The 20519-nt window shown below is 55.0% G+C and carries 18 protein-coding genes; 11 read left to right on the top strand and 7 right to left on the bottom strand.

The window, feature by feature from the left end; all coding sequences use genetic code 11:
* Positions 1 to 7: 7 nt before the first annotated feature.
* On the bottom strand, positions 8 to 2050 hold the full coding sequence (prlC, locus tag ACW14G_RS05095; RefSeq protein ID WP_249022635.1) for an oligopeptidase A: 2043 nt from the start codon (positions 2048 to 2050) through the stop codon (positions 8 to 10).
* A gap of 193 nt (positions 2051 to 2243) precedes the next feature.
* On the opposite strand from prlC, the gene ACW14G_RS05090 reads away from it, so the two are divergent.
* Together ACW14G_RS05090 and gorA are read left to right on the top strand one after the other, a co-directional pair.
* Positions 2244 to 3086 carry a 23S rRNA (adenine(2030)-N(6))-methyltransferase RlmJ gene (locus tag ACW14G_RS05090; protein WP_064541271.1) on the top strand — a complete coding sequence of 281 codons (843 nt, stop codon included), beginning with the start codon at positions 2244 to 2246 and terminating at the stop codon, positions 3084 to 3086.
* Positions 3087 to 3191: 105 nt separating this feature from the next.
* Complete coding sequence (gene gorA / locus ACW14G_RS05085) at positions 3192 to 4544, top strand: glutathione-disulfide reductase (protein ID WP_167574874.1); 1353 nt, start codon at positions 3192 to 3194, stop codon at positions 4542 to 4544.
* Positions 4545 to 4620: 76 nt separating this feature from the next.
* On the opposite strand, the gene ACW14G_RS05080 is transcribed toward gorA, so the two are convergent.
* On the bottom strand, positions 4621 to 5361 hold the full coding sequence (locus ACW14G_RS05080) for a MipA/OmpV family protein (RefSeq protein ID WP_163446814.1): 741 nt from the start codon (positions 5359 to 5361) through the stop codon (positions 4621 to 4623).
* Positions 5362 to 5481: 120 nt separating this feature from the next.
* Here ACW14G_RS05080 and ACW14G_RS05075 point away from each other — a divergent pair, with 120 nt between their 5' ends.
* The 3 genes from ACW14G_RS05075 (at position 5482) to ACW14G_RS05065 (ending at position 8109) form a co-directional block, all read left to right on the top strand.
* Positions 5482 to 6411, top strand: coding sequence for a LysR family transcriptional regulator (locus ACW14G_RS05075; RefSeq protein ID WP_249022634.1), 930 nt, complete (start codon positions 5482 to 5484; stop codon positions 6409 to 6411).
* A gap of 387 nt (positions 6412 to 6798) precedes the next feature.
* A complete protein-coding gene (locus ACW14G_RS05070; protein WP_163446818.1) occupies positions 6799 to 7218 on the top strand; it encodes a hypothetical protein in 420 nt (139 codons plus the stop codon).
* 3 nt (positions 7219 to 7221) lie between these two features.
* Positions 7222 to 8109 (top strand): bestrophin family protein, encoded by an 888-nt coding sequence (locus tag ACW14G_RS05065; protein ID WP_167574870.1) that lies wholly within the window; start codon positions 7222 to 7224, stop codon positions 8107 to 8109.
* A gap of 74 nt (positions 8110 to 8183) precedes the next feature.
* On the opposite strand, the gene ACW14G_RS05060 is transcribed toward ACW14G_RS05065, so the two are convergent.
* Positions 8184 to 9776, bottom strand: a complete 1593-nt coding sequence (locus tag ACW14G_RS05060; RefSeq protein ID WP_249022633.1) for an STY4199 family HEPN domain-containing protein — start codon at positions 9774 to 9776, stop codon at positions 8184 to 8186.
* Positions 9777 to 9912: 136 nt separating this feature from the next.
* Between ACW14G_RS05060 and ACW14G_RS05055 the strand changes: the two genes are divergently transcribed.
* Positions 9913 to 10458 (top strand): GNAT family N-acetyltransferase, encoded by a 546-nt coding sequence (locus ACW14G_RS05055; protein ID WP_249022632.1) that lies wholly within the window; start codon positions 9913 to 9915, stop codon positions 10456 to 10458.
* 53 nt (positions 10459 to 10511) lie between these two features.
* Positions 10512 to 10955 (top strand): lysozyme, encoded by a 444-nt coding sequence (locus tag ACW14G_RS05050; RefSeq protein WP_249022631.1) that lies wholly within the window; start codon positions 10512 to 10514, stop codon positions 10953 to 10955.
* Here the strand turns inward: ACW14G_RS05050 and ACW14G_RS05045 are convergent.
* Together ACW14G_RS05045 and ACW14G_RS05040 are read right to left on the bottom strand one after the other, a co-directional pair.
* Positions 10932 to 11558, bottom strand: coding sequence for a response regulator transcription factor (locus tag ACW14G_RS05045; protein ID WP_163446828.1), 627 nt, complete (start codon positions 11556 to 11558; stop codon positions 10932 to 10934). The two genes, ACW14G_RS05050 and ACW14G_RS05045, sit on opposite strands and share 24 nt — an antisense overlap.
* Positions 11559 to 11887: 329 nt before the next feature.
* Positions 11888 to 12646, bottom strand: coding sequence for an SDR family NAD(P)-dependent oxidoreductase (locus tag ACW14G_RS05040; protein WP_065356390.1), 759 nt, complete (start codon positions 12644 to 12646; stop codon positions 11888 to 11890).
* 119 nt (positions 12647 to 12765) lie between these two features.
* Here ACW14G_RS05040 and ACW14G_RS05035 point away from each other — a divergent pair, with 119 nt between their 5' ends.
* The 3 genes from ACW14G_RS05035 (at position 12766) to ACW14G_RS05025 (ending at position 16299) form a co-directional block, all read left to right on the top strand.
* Positions 12766 to 13665 carry a LysR family transcriptional regulator gene (locus ACW14G_RS05035; RefSeq protein ID WP_167574866.1) on the top strand — a complete coding sequence of 300 codons (900 nt, stop codon included), beginning with the start codon at positions 12766 to 12768 and terminating at the stop codon, positions 13663 to 13665.
* A 91-nt stretch (positions 13666 to 13756) separates the two neighbouring features.
* Positions 13757 to 14719 carry an inner membrane protein YhjD gene (yhjD, locus tag ACW14G_RS05030; RefSeq protein ID WP_223803729.1) on the top strand — a complete coding sequence of 321 codons (963 nt, stop codon included), beginning with the start codon at positions 13757 to 13759 and terminating at the stop codon, positions 14717 to 14719.
* A gap of 263 nt (positions 14720 to 14982) precedes the next feature.
* Positions 14983 to 16299: an MFS transporter gene (locus ACW14G_RS05025; protein ID WP_163446830.1), complete on the top strand. Its 1317-nt coding sequence runs from the start codon at positions 14983 to 14985 to the stop codon at positions 16297 to 16299.
* A gap of 50 nt (positions 16300 to 16349) precedes the next feature.
* On the opposite strand, the gene ACW14G_RS05020 is transcribed toward ACW14G_RS05025, so the two are convergent.
* Entirely contained in the window at positions 16350 to 18410 is a 2061-nt protein-coding gene (locus ACW14G_RS05020) for an AsmA family protein (protein WP_163446832.1), read from the bottom strand.
* Positions 18411 to 18486: 76 nt separating this feature from the next.
* A complete protein-coding gene (gene pdeH, locus ACW14G_RS05015; protein ID WP_163446834.1) occupies positions 18487 to 19257 on the bottom strand; it encodes a cyclic-guanylate-specific phosphodiesterase in 771 nt (256 codons plus the stop codon).
* A 227-nt stretch (positions 19258 to 19484) separates the two neighbouring features.
* Between pdeH and kdgK the strand changes: the two genes are divergently transcribed.
* Positions 19485 to 20414, top strand: coding sequence for a 2-dehydro-3-deoxygluconokinase (gene kdgK / locus ACW14G_RS05010; protein ID WP_223803727.1), 930 nt, complete (start codon positions 19485 to 19487; stop codon positions 20412 to 20414).
* Positions 20415 to 20519 lie beyond the last annotated feature (105 nt).

Below are 20519 nucleotides of genomic sequence, written 5' to 3'. Positions count from 1 at the left end.
CGAACAATCAGCCCTTGATGCCGTAATGCGCCAGCATGGCATCGAGCTGCGGTTCACGGCCACGGAAGCGTTTGAACAGCGCCATTGGCTCTTCGGAACCGCCACGGGTCAGGATGTTATCGAGGAACGACTGACCGGTTTCACGGTTGAAGATGCCTTCTTCTTCAAAGCGAGAGAACGCATCCGCCGCCAGCACATCGGCCCACAGATAGCTGTAGTAACCCGCTGCATAACCGCCGGCAAAGATGTGGCTGAAGGCGTGCGGGAAGCGGCCCCAGGTTGGGCCCGGCACCACGGCGACCTGTTTCTTAATTTCCGCCAGCGTCTCGAGGACTTTCGCCCCCTGCTCCGGGTTGTACTGCGCGTGCAGGCGGAAGTCGAACAGGCCGAACTCCAGCTGGCGCAGGATAAACAGCGCGGCCTGATAGTTTTTCGCCGCCAGCATTTTATCCAGCAGTTCCTTCGGCAGCGGTTCGCCGGTTTCATAGTGGCCGGAGATAAACGCCAGCGCTTCCGGCTCCCAGCACCAGTTTTCCATAAACTGGCTCGGCAGCTCGACCGCATCCCATGGCACCCCGCTGATGCCGGAAACACCGGCCGTTTCGATGCGGGTCAGCATGTGATGCAGGCCATGACCAAATTCGTGGAACAGGGTGATCACTTCGTCGTGGGTGAACAGCGCCGGTTTGCCGTTCACCGGACGGTTAAAGTTACAGGTCAGATAGGCGACCGGTTTTTGCAGCGTGCCATCGGTTTTGCGCATCTGGCCGACGCAGTCATCCATCCACGCCCCGCCGCGTTTGTGTTCACGGGCGTACAGGTCAAGGTAGAAGCTGCCGCGCAGTTCGTTGCTTTCATCGTACAGCTCGAAGAAACGCACTTCCGGGTTCCAGACGTCAACATCGGTACGCTCTTTGGCGGTAATGCCGTAAATACGTTTCACCACTTCAAACAGGCCGTTAACGGCTTTGTTTTCCGGGAAGTACGGACGAAGCTGCTCATCGCTGATGCTGTACAGGTGCTGTTTCTGTTTCTCGCTGTAGTAGGCGATATCCCACGGCTGCAGCTCCTCTACGCCAAATTCAGCTTTGGCGAAGGCGCGCAGCTGGGCCAGCTCTTTTTCACCCTGCGGACGGGCGCGTTTCGCCAGATCGGTCAGGAAGTCGAGCACCTGCTGTGGGTTTTCCGCCATTTTGGTGGCGAGTGATTTAAAGGCGTAGCTTTCGAAGCCCAGCAGCTGTGCCAGCTCGTGACGCAGCGCAAGAATCTCTTCCATCACCGGGGTGTTGTCCCACTTACCCGCGTTTGGCCCCTGGTCTGAGGCGCGAGTGGAGTAGGCGCGATACAGCTCTTCACGCAGAGCCTGGTTGTCGCAGTAGGTCATGACCGGCAGGTAGCTCGGGATATCCAGGGTCAGCAGGTACCCTTCCTGCTCTTTAGCTTCGGCCTGGGCCTTCGCTGCCGCCAACGCGCTTTCCGGCATCCCGGCCAGCTCGCTTTCGTCCGTCACCAGCTTGCTCCAGCCCATGGTGGCGTCGAGCACGTTGTTGCTGTACTGGTTGCCCAGCTCGGACAGACGAGTGGCGATTTCGCCGTAGCGCTGCTGTTTCTCTTTCGGCAGGCCGATACCGGACAGCTCGAAATCACGCAGCGCGTTATCGACCGCTTTTTTCTGCGCCACGCTCAGGGTGGCGTAGTTGTCGCCGTCGCGCAGGTCGCGGTAAGCCTTGTACAGCCCCTCATGCTGGCCAACCCAGGTGCTGTATTCCGACAGCAGCGGCAGCGTCTGCTCGTAGGCCTCACGTAGTTCCGGGCTGTTTTTGACCGAGTTTAAGTGGCTAATTGGCGAGAAAATACGCCCCAGAACATCGTCCACTTCCGCCAGCGGCTGGCAGAGGTTTTCCCAGCTATATGGCGCGCCCTGTGCGACTACACGCTCCACATTCTCGCGACAGTCGTTCAGTGCTTTAGTGACAGCAGGGACAACATGTTCGGGCTGAATCCGGGAAAACGGCGGTAGTTCGAAAGGGGTCAGTAATGGATTGGTCATATGCGCTGTCCTGGTCTAAGAAAGAAATGAAGCGCTCAACGGCGCTTTAGCGATAGATCTAGAATGGGGGATAGTTGGGGGAATTTCAATGATAGCGCCGGAGGTTATCCTCTTAACGGGTGATAGCGGTAATCTCGGCGGATCTGCGGTAAACTATCGGTTATCTTGTTTAATTCCCGGAATATCCGCATCCATGCTCAGTTATCGCCACAGCTTTCACGCAGGCAACCACGCCGACGTCCTCAAACACACCGTTCAGAGTCTGATCATTGAATCACTGAAAGAGAAAGAGAAGCCGTTTCTCTATCTGGACACCCACGCTGGCGCAGGCCGCTATCAGCTGAGCGGCGAGCATGCCGAAAAGACCGGGGAATACCTGGAAGGCATCGCCCGCATCTGGCAACAGGACGATCTGCCTGAAGAGCTGGTGCCGTATATTTCGGTGGTTGAGCACTTCAACCGCAGCGGCCAACTGCGTTACTACCCTGGTTCTCCGCTGATTGCCCGCCAGCTGCTGCGTGAGCAGGACAGCCTGCAAATGACCGAGCTGCACCCGAGCGACTTCCCGCTGCTGCGTTCTGAATTCCAGAAAGATAACCGCGCCCGCGTAGAACGCGCCGACGGCTACCAGCAGCTCAAGGCGAAGCTGCCGCCAGCCTCCCGCCGCGGCTTGATTCTGATCGACCCGCCGTACGAAATTAAAACCGACTATCAGGCAGTAGTGAGCGGCATCAGCGAAGGCTACAAGCGATTTGCTACCGGCACCTATGCGTTGTGGTACCCGGTGGTGCTGCGTCAGCAAATTAAACGCATGATCCACGACCTCGAAGCGACCGGCATTCGCAAAATTCTGCAAATTGAGCTGGCGGTTCGTCCGGACAGCGACCAGCGCGGCATGACCGCCTCCGGTATGATCGTCATCAACCCGCCGTGGAAGCTGGAAGCACAAATGAACAACGTGCTGCCGTGGCTGCACAGCAAGCTGGTTCCAACAGGCATCGGTCATACGCTGGTGAACTGGATCGTGCCGGAGTAATCGCAGGCATCGGTGGAACCTATCAGTTTCAGGTATACAATCGCGAGTATTTTGGCGGGGAGCATGAGGCTCACCCGCTCAACATTGAACGTTTGAGGAGCGGCCATGACCAAACATTACGACTACATCGCCATTGGCGGCGGCAGCGGCGGTATCGCCTCAATCAACCGTGCGGCCATGTACGGCCAGAAGTGCGCGCTGATTGAAGCCAAAGATCTGGGCGGTACCTGCGTTAACGTCGGCTGCGTGCCGAAAAAAGTGATGTGGCATGCCGCGCAGATTCGCGAAGCGATTCATATGTATGGCCCGGACTACGGTTTCGACACCACCATCAATAACTTTGATTGGGACAAACTGGTTGCCAGCCGCACCGCATACATTGACCGTATCCATACCTCTTACGACAACGTGCTGGGTAAGAATAAAGTTGATGTGATCAAAGGCTTTGCGCGCTTCGTCGATGCCAAAACCATCGAAGTGAACGGCGAGACGATCACTGCCGATCATATCCTGATCGCCACCGGCGGCCGCCCAAGCCATCCGAACATTCCGGGCGTGGAATACGGTATCGACTCCGACGGTTTCTTCGAACTTCCGGCGCTGCCGAAGCGCGTGGCCGTGGTAGGCGCAGGCTATATCGCCGTTGAGCTGGCGGGCGTCATTAACGGCCTGGGCGCGGAAACTCACCTGTTCGTGCGTAAACACGCGCCGCTGCGCAGTTTCGACCCGTTAATCGTCGAGACGCTGGTTGAGGTGATGAACGCCGAAGGCCCGCAGTTGCACACCAACGCCATTCCAAAAGCGGTGGTCAAGAATGCCGACGGCAGCCTGACGCTGGAGCTGGAAGACGGCCGCAGCCAGACCGTCGATTGCCTGATTTGGGCGATTGGCCGCGAACCGGCAACCGATAACTTCAACCTCGCGGTAACCGGCGTGGAAACCAACGATAAAGGCTATATCGTCGTTGATAAATTCCAGAATACCAACGTGCCGGGCATTTATGCCGTAGGTGATAACACCGGCGCCGTTGAGCTGACGCCGGTCGCGGTCGCCGCTGGCCGTCGTCTGTCTGAGCGTCTGTTTAACAACAAGCCAGACGAGCATCTGGACTACAGCAATATCCCGACCGTGGTCTTCAGCCATCCGCCGATCGGCACCGTTGGCTTAACCGAGCCGCAGGCGCGTGAGCAGTACGGCGATGATGCCGTGAAGGTCTATAAATCCTCCTTCACCGCCATGTACACCGCCGTCACCTCTCACCGTCAGCCATGCCGTATGAAGCTGGTCTGCGTTGGCCCGGAAGAGAAAATTGTCGGTATTCACGGCATCGGCTTCGGCATGGATGAAATTCTGCAAGGCTTCGCCGTGGCGCTGAAAATGGGCGCGACCAAGAAAGACTTCGATAATACCGTGGCGATTCACCCTACTGCCGCGGAAGAGTTTGTCACCATGCGCTAAGACGCGGGAGCCGAACGACAAAAGCCAGACGAAAGTCTGGCTTTTTTTATGACGCGTCATCGGGAAGCGCCGATAATCAGAATCGCCAGCTTACCCCGGTCAGCAGCGTAAAGCTGTCATCCCTGTCGACCATCGGGCTGTTTTTAATTTCATCCGGCAGTACGCTATAACTGGCGTTGGCCAACAGCATCAGGTTGCGGGTCAGCGGGTATTTCAACGTCAGCCCCACGTACGGCATCCAGCTATCCCCGGGCGATCGCGCCGCCAAACCGCTACGGCGGGACTCAGCCCCCGACACGCCATAGTAGTAACGGTTAAAGCTGTCATCATAGTAATAGACGCCCACGGCAGGCGTAATAGACAGAGCCCCTAACGGCAACACGCGGAACCAGGACAGTTCACCCACCCAACCGTTGCTGTTATCCAGCACATCCGCAGCAGCGGATAGCTTCAGGCTCCCCCACTTCTCATGGTGATACCATGCCGCACCGGCCATCGCAGTACTGTTACGCTTGTCCAACTGCTTCATGGCGCGATCGTCGTTATCCGACGGGTCAAACGTCAGCGGCAGCCATGATGCCGTCAGGCTAACTTCGTCACGTTTGTTTTTAAACAAGGCGTAGCCCAATGTGGTCTGGCGAATATAAAAAGAATTGCCTTCGTAATTTATAATGGGTACCGCATGGGTATTTTCATTATATCCGCGATAGACCGACTCATTATATATTACACCCGCACCGACAGATAAATTACCCGCCGTGGCATTTGCGATAAATGAGAGTGACAGAAGCAACATCGCCGTACGCTTAATTGACATTCCTGAGGTTCCAACCTAATATCATATCCTGATAGCAAATATGATAATGGTCGTATTTATATCGCTGCAATCTCAATATTTATATAGCACTATATCAACTTATATATACAGAGCCAGGTGATGAAAAAACTCCAGATTAAACCACAGGAATTAAAAATAATTTCGGTGATTGCAGCCAGCGAAAACGTCAGCCATGCCGCCACTATACTCGGGATGGCGCAGGCCAACGTAAGCAAGTATCTTGCTGATGTTGAATCAAAAATTGGTTTAAAGATCTTTGAGCGCACTTCCCGAAAGCTGTCGTTAACGCGTTTTGGCGAGTCGTTACTGCCCTACGTCAACGACCTGTTGGAGAAGGAAAATCAGCTGAATAATTTCATCTCTGATTATAAGCATGAGAAAAATGGCCGCGTCACCATTTACTCGCCAACGATGATTAACGCCTATTTAGCGAAAAATGTGGTCAACACAATTAAAGATATTGGCAACATTACGCTTAGCCTAAAAACCTTTAACCTTGAACGTAAATCCTTCTACGAAGGTTCCGATTTTCCAGAAGATTGCGATATATTACTTTCGTGCGTGGGTCCAAAAAATGAATCACTGGTTGCCAACTTTATTACGAAATATGCGGTCAGCGCCTATGCCAGCACACAATACCTCAAGGAACATCCGCTTAACTCTCCAGAAGAACTTGAACAACACTCCTGCATCCTGCTGGATTCGATGATGATTGATGATGCCAATATCTGGCGGTTTAGCCTTGCGGGCAGCCCGGAAGTGCGGGATTTTCGTGTCAAAGGCCACTACGTTTGCGATAACAGCCAGTCAGCGTTGGAGCTGGCGCGGCATGGTTTAGGCATTGTCTTTGCGCCTAAAAATAGCGTACAGGCCGACATTCAGGCCGGTGTGTTAGCCCCTTGCTTTGCCGAACAATACGAGTGGTGGCTGGATCTGGTCGCTATCTACCGCAAGCGTGAATATCAGCCATGGCGGGTTCAGTTTATCCTCAATGAGGTACTGGAAGAGATTCGCCGTCAGGTGGCATAGCCCGACAAGCGACACAGGCAGACTATCCGCGGAAGAGCGTTTATCGATTTTTATTCTTCATCCTTTGATCTCTACCGCGAATCACCGACTTTCCTCAGATCTGTTCAACTTACTTTCTTCATATTAAAAATGGGATACTCCGGGGAAATAACTCTTATTAATTACATTAATAACCAATAATAAGTATAGACCAAGTACTTTATTATTGACGTTTTACAATCACACCATCGCACCCGAAATATGTTATTTTACTAACGCACATAATTAAATAATACAATTGCCATATTACCCATCCTATATAGACATAAACATGCGCACGACATAACCATTCGCGCCGCTATAGATTACATTCAGGATAGGGCGCTTCGCGCGCTGCGGATACCAAAGATGACGAATATCGCTACCTCTCTGGAAGAAAAATCACTGCTGATTTTCAACCACCTCAATAAAATGGATAAATTCTGGAATACCTATTCCATGGAGCTTATCACCCAAATCACTGCCTCCGAGCGCATGTATCATCACCAAATTCAACCCAGCGAAAAAGGTCGCTTAAGCATCAGCGTATTTAGCGGTGTTAATATTAATATCATCCGCTCAAGCATGTTTGGTGAAATCCAGATCCAGTTTGAGGTCGAATCCGGGACGTTGGGGCGTATTGAGCTCCCGCCAGCCTGTATCGACGTGCATGGCAATCTTGATCGCTGCATTCCCGTTCAGGATAAAACCGGGGTCTTTACGCACTATCTCGAACGCCTGCAGGTGGTCTACGACACCCTTTTAGCGCTGTCAGCAGAAAAGGCGTAAACCATGATCGTCAGGCCAGAGCAAAGCTGGCTGCGTAAATTATTCTCGTGGCGCGGCTCCATCATGCGAAAAATCTCGCCTCAGCTTTGCTTCTTTATCATGCTCAACATCGCCTATCTGTTTGTGCTGCCGCTATTGCACCTGCACGGCATTATGGCAAAGGAAAGCTCGTTCTACTTTATTGGTATCTCTATTTCGATATCGGTGTTTCTTGGCTTTCGCAACAACACGGCGTGGCTTCGCTACTGGGAAGCTCGCAAGCTGTGGGGAGATTTGCTGATTGTCAGCCGCTCGTTAATGCGTGAAGTTATTAACACCACCAATACCAGCGCAGAAGAGAAAAAAGTGGTGCTGGATTTGATCGTCACCTACTGCACCACGCTGAAAGCCAAGCTGCGCCACGGACCGGTGCCGATTTCCCGGGCGCTGGACTACCAGCACCTTACTACGCCCTGCAACGCGCTGCTGCAAAACGTGGGGCAGTGGCTGTATCAGCATCGACCAAATGATTTTGTGTACCGCAATTTCAACCACTATCTGAATCAGATGAGTACCATTCAGGGCGGCTGCGAGCGCATCAGCAACACGCCAATCCCTTATGCCTATTCGCTGCTGCTGCATCGTACGGTAGGGATTTTTTGCGCCGTGTATCCGCTGCTGCTGATTCACGACTTTGGCGTTTTGACGCTGCTATTTTCCATTTTCACCACCTACGCGCTGCTGGCCCTCGACGCGATTGCCACTGAGCTGGAAGACCCTTTTGGTACGGAAGATAACGACTTGCCGCTCAATGCCATTTGCAACGCGATAGAGATAGATCTGCGGGAGATGGTCAAAGACAGCCTCATCCCGCCAAAACTGAAACCGGACGCGCACTATCGTCTGCTGTAATCGCATTGCGTGACGCGAGATGCGTGGAGGTTACGGGGTGTACCATCCGTCCCATCGCGCGTCGCGCACCCTTCTTAACGAATCACCTCATAGATAGATCGCTGTATCAGCAGCCATTTTTTACTTTCCGCATTACCCGAAGCCTGATTGCGCCGCTGCGCGTTATCCACCGCCTGCCGCTGGCGGGCCACGACCGCCGGGGTCGTGCAGAAGGTCTGAAGATAGGATTTCCGCACCGTATTAAGCGGCGCTCGCTGTGACATCTCGTGCGTAAGGGTATTGATAAACCGTCGGCAGGGCTTCGGCTCGTCCATCTGCAGGCGGTAGCGTAAGAGCAGATTGAGCACCGTTTGATGACCAGCGGACATCGCCAGATCGGTCCAGGCCAGTTGCCAGTTCATCCCGCCGCGTAAAAAGAGTTCGGCCACCTCAATATTATTGCTGTCGATCGCCGAACGCAGCGCATTACTGTCCCAAAGAATCCCGCGCCGAGCCAGAATTTCACGGGGCGAAGGCGTCGCACGCGCCTCCGCAGCGGTCGCCTGTTCTTCAATCGGCGAGACCGCTGACGGCACCACCTCGGGCGTCGCGGTGAGAAGCCAGATACCGCCCAGCGCCATCACCAGCACGGTTACGCCGACCGCACTCCACAGCACGGCTGCAATAATGCGTTCTCGCGTATCGGCACGCTGTCGCGTTTTCTGCGACAGCCGCTCGATGCTGTCGGGAATGGGCCGACCATCCAGACCGTAGGCACGCGCATAGTCATGCGCCCGCTCCCAGAACTGCTGGACCTCAGCGCCGTCTGCGGCCATCAGGCTGGCGGGATTAACGCGGGTGCGCCCCTGCTCATAGGCGCGCTGAACCGGCGCGGCAATCTGCTGCGCATATAAGTCCAGCAGCAGGCACTCCATTTCCCCCAACGTCCGATGGGCCAGTACCGAATTTCGCATCCGCCGGATGTCATCAAGAAACAGATGCAGCGTTAAGCGCTGCTCAACCAGAAACGTCAGCGCGGTCGCATAGTTGAAGAACGAAGTAAAATGGCGGGAGAATGTTTTCTTATCGACAAGCAACAGCGCCATCTCGCTGAAGGTCATGCCGTCAAGTATCTCGCCCGACGGGCTTCGCGAGTGCCAACAGGCGCACGCTTGCGGCCCGAACTGCGACTTCAGAAAATGATGCAAATGCGGTTCATCAGGCCAGGCCTCGCCGATCAGGCCGCGGATAGTCAGCTCAACGGCCCGAAGCTGGCGCAGCGCTGGCTCCTGAAGCTGTTCGCCGTCACTGGCATAGCCGGTGTTGAACATGAGCAGAGGCTGCTGCTGTTTGATTTGTTCCAGCGTTACGACAAAGCGCAGCGCCGCAATCAACTGGTTCTCCGTCGCCCCTTGCCCGTGTTCATACGAGGGGATCCCCTGCTGAAGGTGGCGCAGTTGCAGCATAAATTCACTTAGCTGGCTGTCGTTGATGCCGAGGCGTTGGGCGACGGCGCCCCAGCCGCCGAGATTCAGCCGGGCCTGATCCAACTGCTCCAGAAAGCAGCGGGGATCTTTACCCTCCGTCACGCGGAGCTTAAGCAGGGTGAGTATTTCAATGGAGGCCTGGCGAATAATGCTCAGGCAATGCTCAAAGTGCTGACCAACCTGACGCGACGACGTCGACATCTTCACGTTCCTTCACCAACAGCAAGGCCGTTTCGCCTTAGGGTTAATATGTTATTTTTCTGTTATTTTTGTCGTTACACCATAGACGAAATCAGGCAAATTAACAGTCCTGTGCCCCCACTCAGAATGTGAAATTATGATCGCGCTCACCACCGAACGTTTAGTCTGCACACAGCTTGTCGACCGCGACTGGCCCTTCTTTCTCGCCCTTCAGCAGCACCCGCAGGTGATGCGCTTTGTGGCGGACAAACGCAGTGAAAGCGAGATCCGCGCCGCCTTTGATTCCCGACTGCCTCACTGGTCGCCCGGTGACGCACACTGGCTCTGTTTGCTGGTTCGCGACAAGCAGAACGCGGCGCTCGGCATCACCGGCTATATTCATCGCGACCATGACTGTGCGGAAGTGGGATTTTTATTCGCCCCTGAGTCGCAGGGCAGAGGCTACGGCACTGAATCACTGCGTGCGGTGTGCGACTATGCCTTTAGCACCGGCGGTATTCGTCGGCTCACCGCGACGGTCACGGCGGGCAATATGGCCTCGCGCCGCACCCTGGAAAAACTCGGATTCCGTCTTGAAGGCGAGCTGCGCGAGAGCTATTTCCTCGCCGGGCAGTGGCACAACGACTGGCTGTTTGGCCTACTCAACCACGAATATGATAATTCACCGTCATTCGGCCAATAGGCGGATGAGCCCCGCTCTTTTACACTTCTCGCGTTACCGGGAGAGAGAGCATCATGAGCACAGGCATCACCATGCCGAGCCGGCAGGGTTTGGCATTTATTAAGCGTTTTCAGGGGCTTTCGCTGGAGAAATACCGCGATGCGGAGGGGCTTTGGGTGATTGGCTATGGGCATCTTATTCATGACCGGGAACGCTTTGATACGCTGTTAACCCACCCGCAGGCAGAGGCGCTGTTTGAACGGGACGTGGAATATTATCGGCAGGTGCTTCTTCAGTGCATCAACGTACCGCTGGAACAGCATCAGTTTGACGCGCTGCTGTCGCTGGCCTTTAGCCTCGGGCCTGAGGGCGTTCAGCTATCACCGATAACACAAGAGATTAACCGCCAGGATTTTAACGCCGCGCTGGCCGAGTGGCTTCGCGCAGGAGAGCAACAGAGCAGCCTGGCGCGCCAACGCCAGGCTGAAGCCGCGTTATTCCAGACCGCCTGGCTGTAAATCCTGGCGATGATTAAGCAGCATCGCCGCCTGGGTACGATTCTTCACATCCAGGCGGCGGTACAAAGACTCCAGGTGGGCTTTCACCGTTCCGGCGCTAATATTCAACGTCCGGCTAATCTCTTTATTGGTTTCTCCGTTCGCCAGCAGGGTTAATATTTCTCGCTGACGCTGGCTTAAGTTATCCAGCCCATGTCTCGTTTGCTCATACTCCATCCGCCAGTCGCCCGGCAGGCAAATTAACCCGCGCATCACGCTTTTGATGGTTTGTACAAATACCTCTACGCTGGCATCGCGCGGAATAATCGCCTGCACATTAAATGCCATCATATTGCTGAGCCAGGCCTGGTTATATTCATTGACGATGATGATACATTTAGACTCCGGAAACTGCTGAAACTTCTCCTGCAACAACCACTGGCAAAATCCGGGATCCATTCCCCCATCCAGAATGAGCAGCGCATCCGGATGCTGTAACAACTGCCGCCACAGGTCATCGGCCTGGTTGACGGCACAAACATCAATCCCTGGAATGTGTTCCTGTAAGCTAATTTTCATTCCATGAATAAATATTGACTGCCTGTCAAACATGACTACCTGCATAACGGTTTCCCCATTAAAAAATAAACTGTTCTTAATGACCGGAAGAGTAATCCTCGCGGCATGAAATAAGAACTCGCCGTTTGGCCAGGGGCATTTTACGTAGATAAGCGGCGATCTAAACATCATAATTATGAATAATTACAACCCTGAGAGCGCCATTACGCATTCACATAACTCATCACATCATGATTAAGGAAAAACTGAGAGGAAGGGCTAATGATAAATATTATTTGTCGAAATGTAGATTACCGAAGGAAAAATAGAAAGCGCAAAATGAAATAAGCCCGAATTCGGACTTATTTCAGCACAATATGAAAACTGCGTAGCGATTACAGGAACATCCCACCCGAAACTTCAATACGCTGCGCGGTCATCCAGCGCAGATTGTCGCTGAGCAGGGCGGCGATAGCGTCGCCGATATCGTCCGGCAGGCCGACACGGCCTAGCGCGGTTTGCGAGGCCACGTATTTATTCAGCTCTTCGTTGTCGCGCACGCGTCCGCCGCCAAAGTCGGTTTCAATGGCCCCTGGCGCGATACTGTTGACGGAGATTCCCCGCGCGCCGAGTTCTTTAGCCTGGTAGCGCGTGAGGACCTCCATCGCCCCTTTCATGGACGCGTAAGCCGCGTAGCCCGGCAGTGCAAAGCGCGCCAGCCCGGTCGAAACGTTAAGAATGCGCCCACCGTCAGCCATCAATGGCAGAAGCTGCTGGGTGAGGAAGAACGGCCCCTTAAAATGAATGTTCATCAGCTCATCGAACAACGCTTCCGATGTCTCGGCAAACGGGGCATAAAGACCAATACCGGCGTTGTTCACTAAATAATCAAATGTCTCCCGACCCCACACCTGCTTAAGCTGCGTTTTCACCTGCCCGGCAAATGCGGTAAAGCTCGCAGTTTCGCTGACGTTCAGCTGCAATGCCACCGCTTTCGCCCCTGTTTGTTCCACTTCGGCGACAACCTGCAGGGCAGCATCACGTTGGCTGTTGTAGGTAAAAATAATATCCGTTCCCTGTGCGGCGAGCTTCAGCACTGCATTTTTTCCCAATCCACGGCTGCCGCCGGTCACAATCGCAATACGCTGGTTCATAGGAAACCTCATTTCAGGTGGTGTGTACGTTGAGAACAAGCTTATTAGGTGATAAAAGAACAATAAATACTGCTAATTACGCTTCACTGTCTCACTTACGATAACAATAGGTCATTCTGATGGATAAAATTCACGCAATGCAGCTATTCATCCGCGTGGCCGAACTGGAGAGTTTTTCCCGTGCGGCCGACACGCTGGGCCTTCCTAAAGGTAGCGTATCGCGACAGATTCAGGCGCTGGAGAATCACCTTGGCTGCCGCCTGCTGCACCGCACTACCCGCCGCGTGCTGCTGACGCAGGACGGGATGGTCTACTTTGAGCGTGCTAAAGATCTCCTGAGCAATCTTGATGAGCTGGACGGCATGTTCCAGAACGATCCCAGCAGCATCAGTGGTCGATTGCGGGTGGATATGCCGGTCGCTGTCGCCCGGAACGTGGTCATTCCCCGCCTGCCCGACTTTTTGCAACACTATCCCGGTATCGAACTGGAACTCAGCAGCAGCGATCGCCTGGTGGATGTGATTCGCGAAGGGTTTGACTGCGTGGTACGCGTCGGTACGCTGAAGGATTCGGGACTGATTGCACGCCCGCTCGGTAAGCTCACCATTATCAACTGCGCCAGCCCGGCGTATCTCGCCCGCTTCGGCTATCCGGAATCACTGGAAGATCTCAGCAGCCATGCGCTGGTACACTATGCGGTGAACCTCGGCGTGCGTCCGCAAGGCTTTGAAGTGGCAAGGGATACCGGAACGCAATGGGTGAAAACAGGCGGAGTGCTGACGGTAAACAGTACCGAAACCTACCATGCGGCCTGTCTGGCAGGGCTGGGCATCATTCAGGTTCCGCGAGTTGGCATCCGCGATGCGCTCCGCGACGGCACCCTGGTGGAAATTCTGCCGCAGTATCGGGCGGAACCAATGCCGGTATCGCTGATTTATCCTCACCGCCGCAACCTGTCGCGCCGGGTGCATGTGTTGATGGAGTGGTTAACCGAGGTGCTGCGCGACTATGTCGATTGAATCTGGCACCGGGTCCGGTTGGGGCAAACAGCACCGACTCCGCAGAACCCTCTATACTTAAGTAAAAGCAATAAAAAGGAAATTTCCCCTGATGACGTCGGAAAACAACGACAAACGTCTACAGCAAAAGGCCAGCAAAGCGCTGGATACCGTCACCAGCACGGCGCAGAAGATTCAGCGCCGCCCGGTCATCGCCCACCTGATTCGTGCCGCCGAGCGCTTCAATGATCGAATGGGTAACCAGTTCGGTGCGGCGATTACCTACTTCTCATTTTTATCGATGATTCCGATCCTGATGGTGTCGTTTGCCGCCGCCGGTTTTATCCTCGCCTCACATCCCACGCTACTTCAGGATATTTTCAATAAAATCCTCAACAACGTCAGCGACCCGACGCTGGCCGCGACCTTAAAAAGCACCATTAATACCGCCGTCCAGCAGCGTACCACCGTCGGCCTGGTGGGTCTGGGGATTGCCCTCTACTCCGGCGTGAACTGGATGGGTAACCTGCGCGAAGCGATTCGCGCACAGTCGCGTGACGTCTGGGAACGCACGCCGCAGGACCAGGAGGCCATCTGGGTAAAATACCTGCGTGACTTCGTGTCTCTGATTGGCCTGTTGGTTGCGCTGATTGTCACGCTGTCCATCACCTCGGTGGCCGGTTCCGCCCAGCAGATGATTATCTCCGCGCTGTACCTCGACAGCATCGAGTGGCTGAAACCCGCCTGGCGACTGATTGGCCTGGCGATCTCTATCTTCGCCAACTACCTGCTGTTCTTCTGGATCTTCTGGCGTCTGCCTCGCCATCGTCCGCGTAAGAAGGCATTGATTCGCGGCACCTTTATTGCCGCCATCGGTTTTGAAGTGATTAAAATTATCATGACCTGGACGCTGCCAACGCTGGTGAAATCGCCTTCCGGCGCGGCGTTTGGTTCGGTGCTTGGCCTGATGGCGTTCTTCTACTTCTTCGCCCGCCTGACCCTGTTCTGCGCCGCATGGATCGCCACCGCAGAATACAAAGATGACCCGCGCATGCCGGGCAAAACCCACCGTTAAGCCTACCGCTGGGCTGAAAACTTCAGCCCAGCCCATCGTTTCAGCATATAAATCCAGCCCGTAACTTTTATTTAACCAAAAACCAGTTTTATCATCCAAGTTATAAAAAATGTGAAGCATTTCATGGATGCCAATTTCCTGGTATAAAAATTATCCACTTTTTCCCCTTCTTTGCCTCATTTTACAATCCTGTTACAGATTGAAATGTCGCTTTTGCTATGTCTAATATGGCCTTTCGTTCGCTATAAATATTAGAAAACACTATGACCAGCACAACACTCGACAACGAACAGGCAACCGCTCCGGTTAACTCGCGTAACAAAGTCGTCGTGGCTTCGCTTATCGGCACCGCCATTGAGTTTTTCGACTTCTATATTTACGCCACCGCGGCGGTGATCGTCTTCCCGCACATCTTCTTCCCGCAGGGCGATCCGACGGCGGCCACGCTGCAATCGCTGGCAACCTTCGCCATTGCCTTCGTCGCCCGCCCTATCGGTTCCGCGCTATTTGGTCACTTCGGCGACCGCGTTGGCCGTAAGGTGACGCTGGTTGCTTCACTGCTTACCATGGGGATCTCCACCGTGGTGATCGGCCTGCTGCCGAGTTACGAATCCATTGGCATTCTGGCGCCGATGCTGCTGGCGCTGGCGCGCTTTGGCCAGGGTCTGGGGCTGGGCGGCGAATGGGGCGGCGCGGCGCTGCTGGCGACCGAGAACGCCCCGCCGCGTAAGCGTGCGCTGTACGGCTCGTTCCCGCAGCTGGGCGCGCCGATTGGCTTCTTCTTTGCGAACGGCACTTTCCTGCTGCTCTCCTGGCTGCTGACCGACGAGCAGTTCATGACCTGGGGCTGGCGCGTGCCGTTTATCTTCTCGGCAGTGCTGGTGATCATTGGCTTGTACGTTCGCGTGTCGCTGCATGAAACGCCGGTATTCGCCAAAGTGGCCGCCGCGAAGAAACAGGTGAAAGTGCCGATGGGCACGCTGCTCAGCAAACACGTGCGCGTGACGGTCCTCGGTACCTTTATCATGCTGGCAACCTATACGCTGTTCTATATCATGACCGTCTACTCGATGACCTACAGTACCGCCGCCGTGCCACACGGTCTGGGTTTGCCGCGTAACGAAGTGCTGTGGATGCTGATGCTGGCGGTGATTGGCTTTGGCGTAATGGTGCCAATCGCGGGCCTGCTGGCGGACCGTTTTGGTCGCCGCCCTAGCATGATCGTCATTACCAGCCTGATTATTATTTTCGCGCTGTTCTTCTTCCAGCCGCTGCTGGGCTCCGGGAACCCGGCGCTGATTATGCTGTATCTGTTGGTGGGCCTGAGCCTGATGGGCCTGACCTTTGGCCCGATGGGAGCGCTGCTGCCGGAGCTGTTCCCGACGGAAGTCCGTTATACCGGAGCCTCCTTCTCCTACAACGTGTCGTCGATTCTGGGCGCATCGGTCGCGCCGTATATCGCGGCATGGCTGCAGTCGAACTATGGGCTGGCCGCCGTTGGCATCTATCTGGCCTGCATGGCCGCGCTAACGCTGATTGCGCTGCTGTTAACTCATGAGACGCGCCATCAGTCGCTGTAATTGATTTGCCGGATAGCGGTGCCACAGCGCCCTATCCGGCCTGCTCCTTCTTACTTCTTCATCTGGGTCAGAATAGTCCGGCACTGGTTTGCCTCGCCTTCGGAGGGGGAAATCAGCGCCAGCAGCGCGGCGGCCGGCGTGACCAGCGTCGCCAGCGCCGCAGCGACTGCGCCGCGGGCGATAAGCGGCCCCGCTTTCACCCCAGCCTGCGGATTCTTAAAGGTGCCGCGCACGTACAGCGGCGAGCGCAAGGTAATAATGCGTATGCCTTTACTTTCCGGGTCGATGGTTAAATCCAGCTGCTCAGAGGCAAAGCTCGCCGTTCCGCTAATGCTGATGAGCGCGTTTTCAGTATCGAAGGCGAAAATCTGCGGGCGCGCCACGCCGTTGACGATGTCGAGATTGGCCGCCGCACAGTTCACCCGCACTTCATCGTCGCCAAAAATCTGCCCGACAATGTAGTTACCGACGTTCAGCCCGACGATCTCCATCAAGTTGCGGCTGATTAAGCCGTCGTTCATCAGCAGCTTCAGGTTGCCGTTGCTGTTGCCGAGCAACGCCGCCACAGAGTTACCGGTTCCCCGAAGCTCGGCATCGCCGTTCATCTCACCGAGCGTTTTCTGCATCAGTTCAACGTCCGGCATCAGTTCTTTCAGCTTCAGGCGGCGAGCCTGAATATCCGCCCGCCCCTGCATCGGCTTTTTATCCCCTTCCAGATGAACGTTGGCGTTGATGCTGCCGCCCGCCAGGCCAAGCTTCAGCGGCTGCAGACGCAGGTCGGCGTTCTTCAGCACAATATGGGTGGAGAGATCGCTAATCGGCAGGCTGCTGCCGTGCTCAATACGTCGGCCCTTGAAGCGCACGTCGGCATCCATCACGTTCCATTTGTCGGTTTCAAAGCGGTCATACGGCAGCACTTTGTCGGCGGGCTGAATGCTTTTCTCGCCCTTTTTCTGCTCCGCACGCTTCGACTGTTCCGCGCCTTTGCCGGAATCAACGCCAATCAGCGGGCCTAAATCCGCCAGCCGCAGCTGGCGCGACTCCAGATCGCCCTCCAGCTTCGGACGCGGCTTACCGGTGGTGTAGCTGAGCGAGCCGTGAATATCACTGTCGCCAATCCGTCCGTTAAAGCCACGGTAATCAAAGACCGAAGACTTCTGCGTATCGATTTTCGCCACCAGCCGACCGTCGGTCTCAAACGGCGGCGTATCGGGCAACAGTACGCCGGTCAGGTCATACAGATCCGCCAGCGAATCGCCGGAAAATTTCAGTTGCAGGTCGACGCCGCCCATTTTCATCGGGTCATTCACTACCCCGGCAAACGCCACCCGGGTATTACCGGAGCGGAAATCGGCCTGCACCGGGAACGAGGCATCCGCGCCGCGCAGCGCCAGCATGCCGCCAATTTTCCCCGTGCCGCTCAGCGGTTCGCCGTTATAGCGCCCTTTCGCCTTCAGTCCAAAAACGTAATCTTCCACATTGGATTTTTCGTTTTTACCTTTAGTGCCCGTCACCTCACTAAACGGCAGCGGCTTGCCCAGCGGATCGACGAGGATCTCGATATCCGCCTTGCTAACCTTGTCATCAATCGCGATCCGCCCCTGGTCGAAAAGAATATTATCGAGGCGGAAAGACCAGCTGGAGGGCTGTGCGTTGGAATCCGGCTGTTTGTCCCCGGCGAGATTAAAGGTCCAGTTATTGTTTTTTTCTGACAGGCGAATCAGCCGCGCATCGGGTTTCACCAGTTTAACCCACGGCAGCCAGACGGTTTTGGTCAGCAGCGCCAGCGGCGCGAGGGTGGCTTCCACGCGGGGGAGATGGACCATCGTTTTATCGGGGATGTCTGGCGGATTGCCGAGCGTAATATCTTCCGCATGGACGTGCGGCCACGGTATCCAGCTTCGCCAGCCGGTTTCCTGTTTCTGGCGCTCCCACACCACGCCTAAATCACCGTGGATAGCGAACGGACGGTTAAGTTCTGTAGAGACTTTCTGGTTGATGGTCGGTTTGAGTCGGTTCCAGTCAAAGGTCGCTATCACCACGATGAGTACGACGATCAACAACAAGAAAGTCCCTGCTACTGTGGCGGTAATTTTGCCTGCTCTGGTCATATTCTGCTTCCTCGCTTCTTCCCTTGCCTGTCCTAAAGATAGACCAGACAGATGGAATTACCGGAAACAGCCTGATTCAAAGGGACAAAAACACTTCTTCAAGATGAGCAAAAGGTATTGGACGAGAAAGAAAATAGCCCTGCGCCGCATGTGCTGGCGACTGCTGCACTTCACGCCACTCTTCCAGCGTCTCCACGCCTTCCACGATCACCCCTTCACAGTAGCGGTTCATCAGCTCCAGAAGCAGGATGAACAGCTTGCGGCCTTCCGGGGTTTTGCGCAGCATGATGAACAGATCGCGCGCCACCTTGATGTAGTCATAGCGCACTTCGTTCAGCGCCGAGAAGTTGGCCATGCCGGTGCCAAAATCATCCAGCCACAGCGGGCCGAATTCACACAGCGAGGCCACCGAAGAGTCCTGCGGCAGCGGCATATGTTCTACCAGCTCGAAGCGCAGCCACGGCAGCGTTTCAATCATCGTTCTCAGTATCCGGTCCTGGCGCATTTCCAGCAGCGTCGGCGCATCGACGTTAACCGAAGCCAGCACCTTATTCTGTTCAAAAAATGATTTCTTTTTTGCCAGCATCGCCACCTGTTCTTTGATGACGTGGATCCGCTGACCGATAGAGACTGCGGCGAAGTAACGATCCGGGGCAATACGTTTTTGCGGTTGAGAGGGATGGGTCACTATCGTTAGCACTTCGATCGCCATCAAGCGGCCTTGCGTGGTGTAGATAGGCTGGTAGGTATAGACGCGCTCACACTCTTGCCAATAACGCAGCTGCTGTAGGCTTTCTGGCTCCGTATCAGGAACTCTCGCCCGCTGGCTCACCTGCTTTAACGTCATTTAAGCTTCCTGTGAATAGAGGGTCTGAGGGTCTGGTGTTTAGGTTATCGGCGTCGCCATTGAGAACTTTATGTCCATCGTGGGCATTTTATTTTTCCGTATTGCTGACAAATACGTCGTAACACGCGCTAGCTCAAAAAAAATAATGGAACGTTGTTTTAATATAGTTGACCATCGAATAGCCACAGCGCACACTACGAAAAATTTACCGAATCAGGTTGATGACTATGTCCAAAAAAATTGCCGTGATTGGCGAATGCATGATTGAACTGTCCGAGAAGGGCGCACAAGTTAACCGCGGCTTTGGCGGCGACACCTTAAATACGTCCGTCTATATCGCGCGTCAGGTCTCCCCTGCAGAACTCAGCGTCAACTACGTGACCGCGCTGGGTACCGACACATTCAGCCAGCAGATGATGGACGCCTGGCAGGCAGAGAACGTCAAAACTGACCTGATTCAACGCATGAGCGACCGCATGCCGGGCCTGTACTACATCGAAACCGATGATACCGGCGAGCGCACCTTCTACTACTGGCGTAACGAAGCTGCCGCTAAATTCTGGCTGGAGAGCGAGCAGTCTGCCGCCATCTGCGAACAGCTGGCGAGCTTTGACTATCTCTACCTGAGCGGCATCAGCCTGGCGATTTTAAGCCCGGCCAGCCGTGAAAAACTGCTGGCGCTGCTGAAGCAGTGTCGCGCGAACGGCGGTAAGGTCATCTTTGACAACAACTACCGTCCGCGCCTGTGGGCAAGCAAAGAAGAGACGCAGCAGGTTTACCAGCAGATGCTGCAATGCACCGATATCGCATTCCTCACGCTCGATGATGAAGACGCGCTGTGGGGCGAGAAGCCGGTTGAAGAAGTCATTGCCCGTACTCAGGCCGCTGGCGTGAACGAAGTGGTGGTGAAACGCGGCGCAGACTCCTGCCTGGTAGCCATCGCAGGTGAAGCGCTGGTAGACGTGCCGGCGGTTAAACTGCCGAAAGAGAAAGTGGTGGATACCACGGCGGCAGGTGACTCGTTCAGCGCAGGCTACCTGTCCGTGCGCCTGACCGGCGGCGATGCAACGGCGGCAGCAAAACGCGGCCACCTGACGGCGAGCACCGTGATTCAGCATCGTGGGGCGATTATTCCGCGCGACGCAATGCCTGCGTAAAGTTTCGGGTATGAAAAAACCTCTTCCGGTTGGGAGAGGTTTTTTTTCGTCTGGAGGATGGGAGAGGAAGTTTCCCCTCACCCCGGCCCTCTCCCCAAAGGGGCG

The sequence above is a fragment of the Kluyvera sp. genome (genome assembly GCF_965301105.1).
Note: the sequence above shows the minus strand (reverse complement) of the source record. Positions and strands in the feature narration are given on the sequence as shown.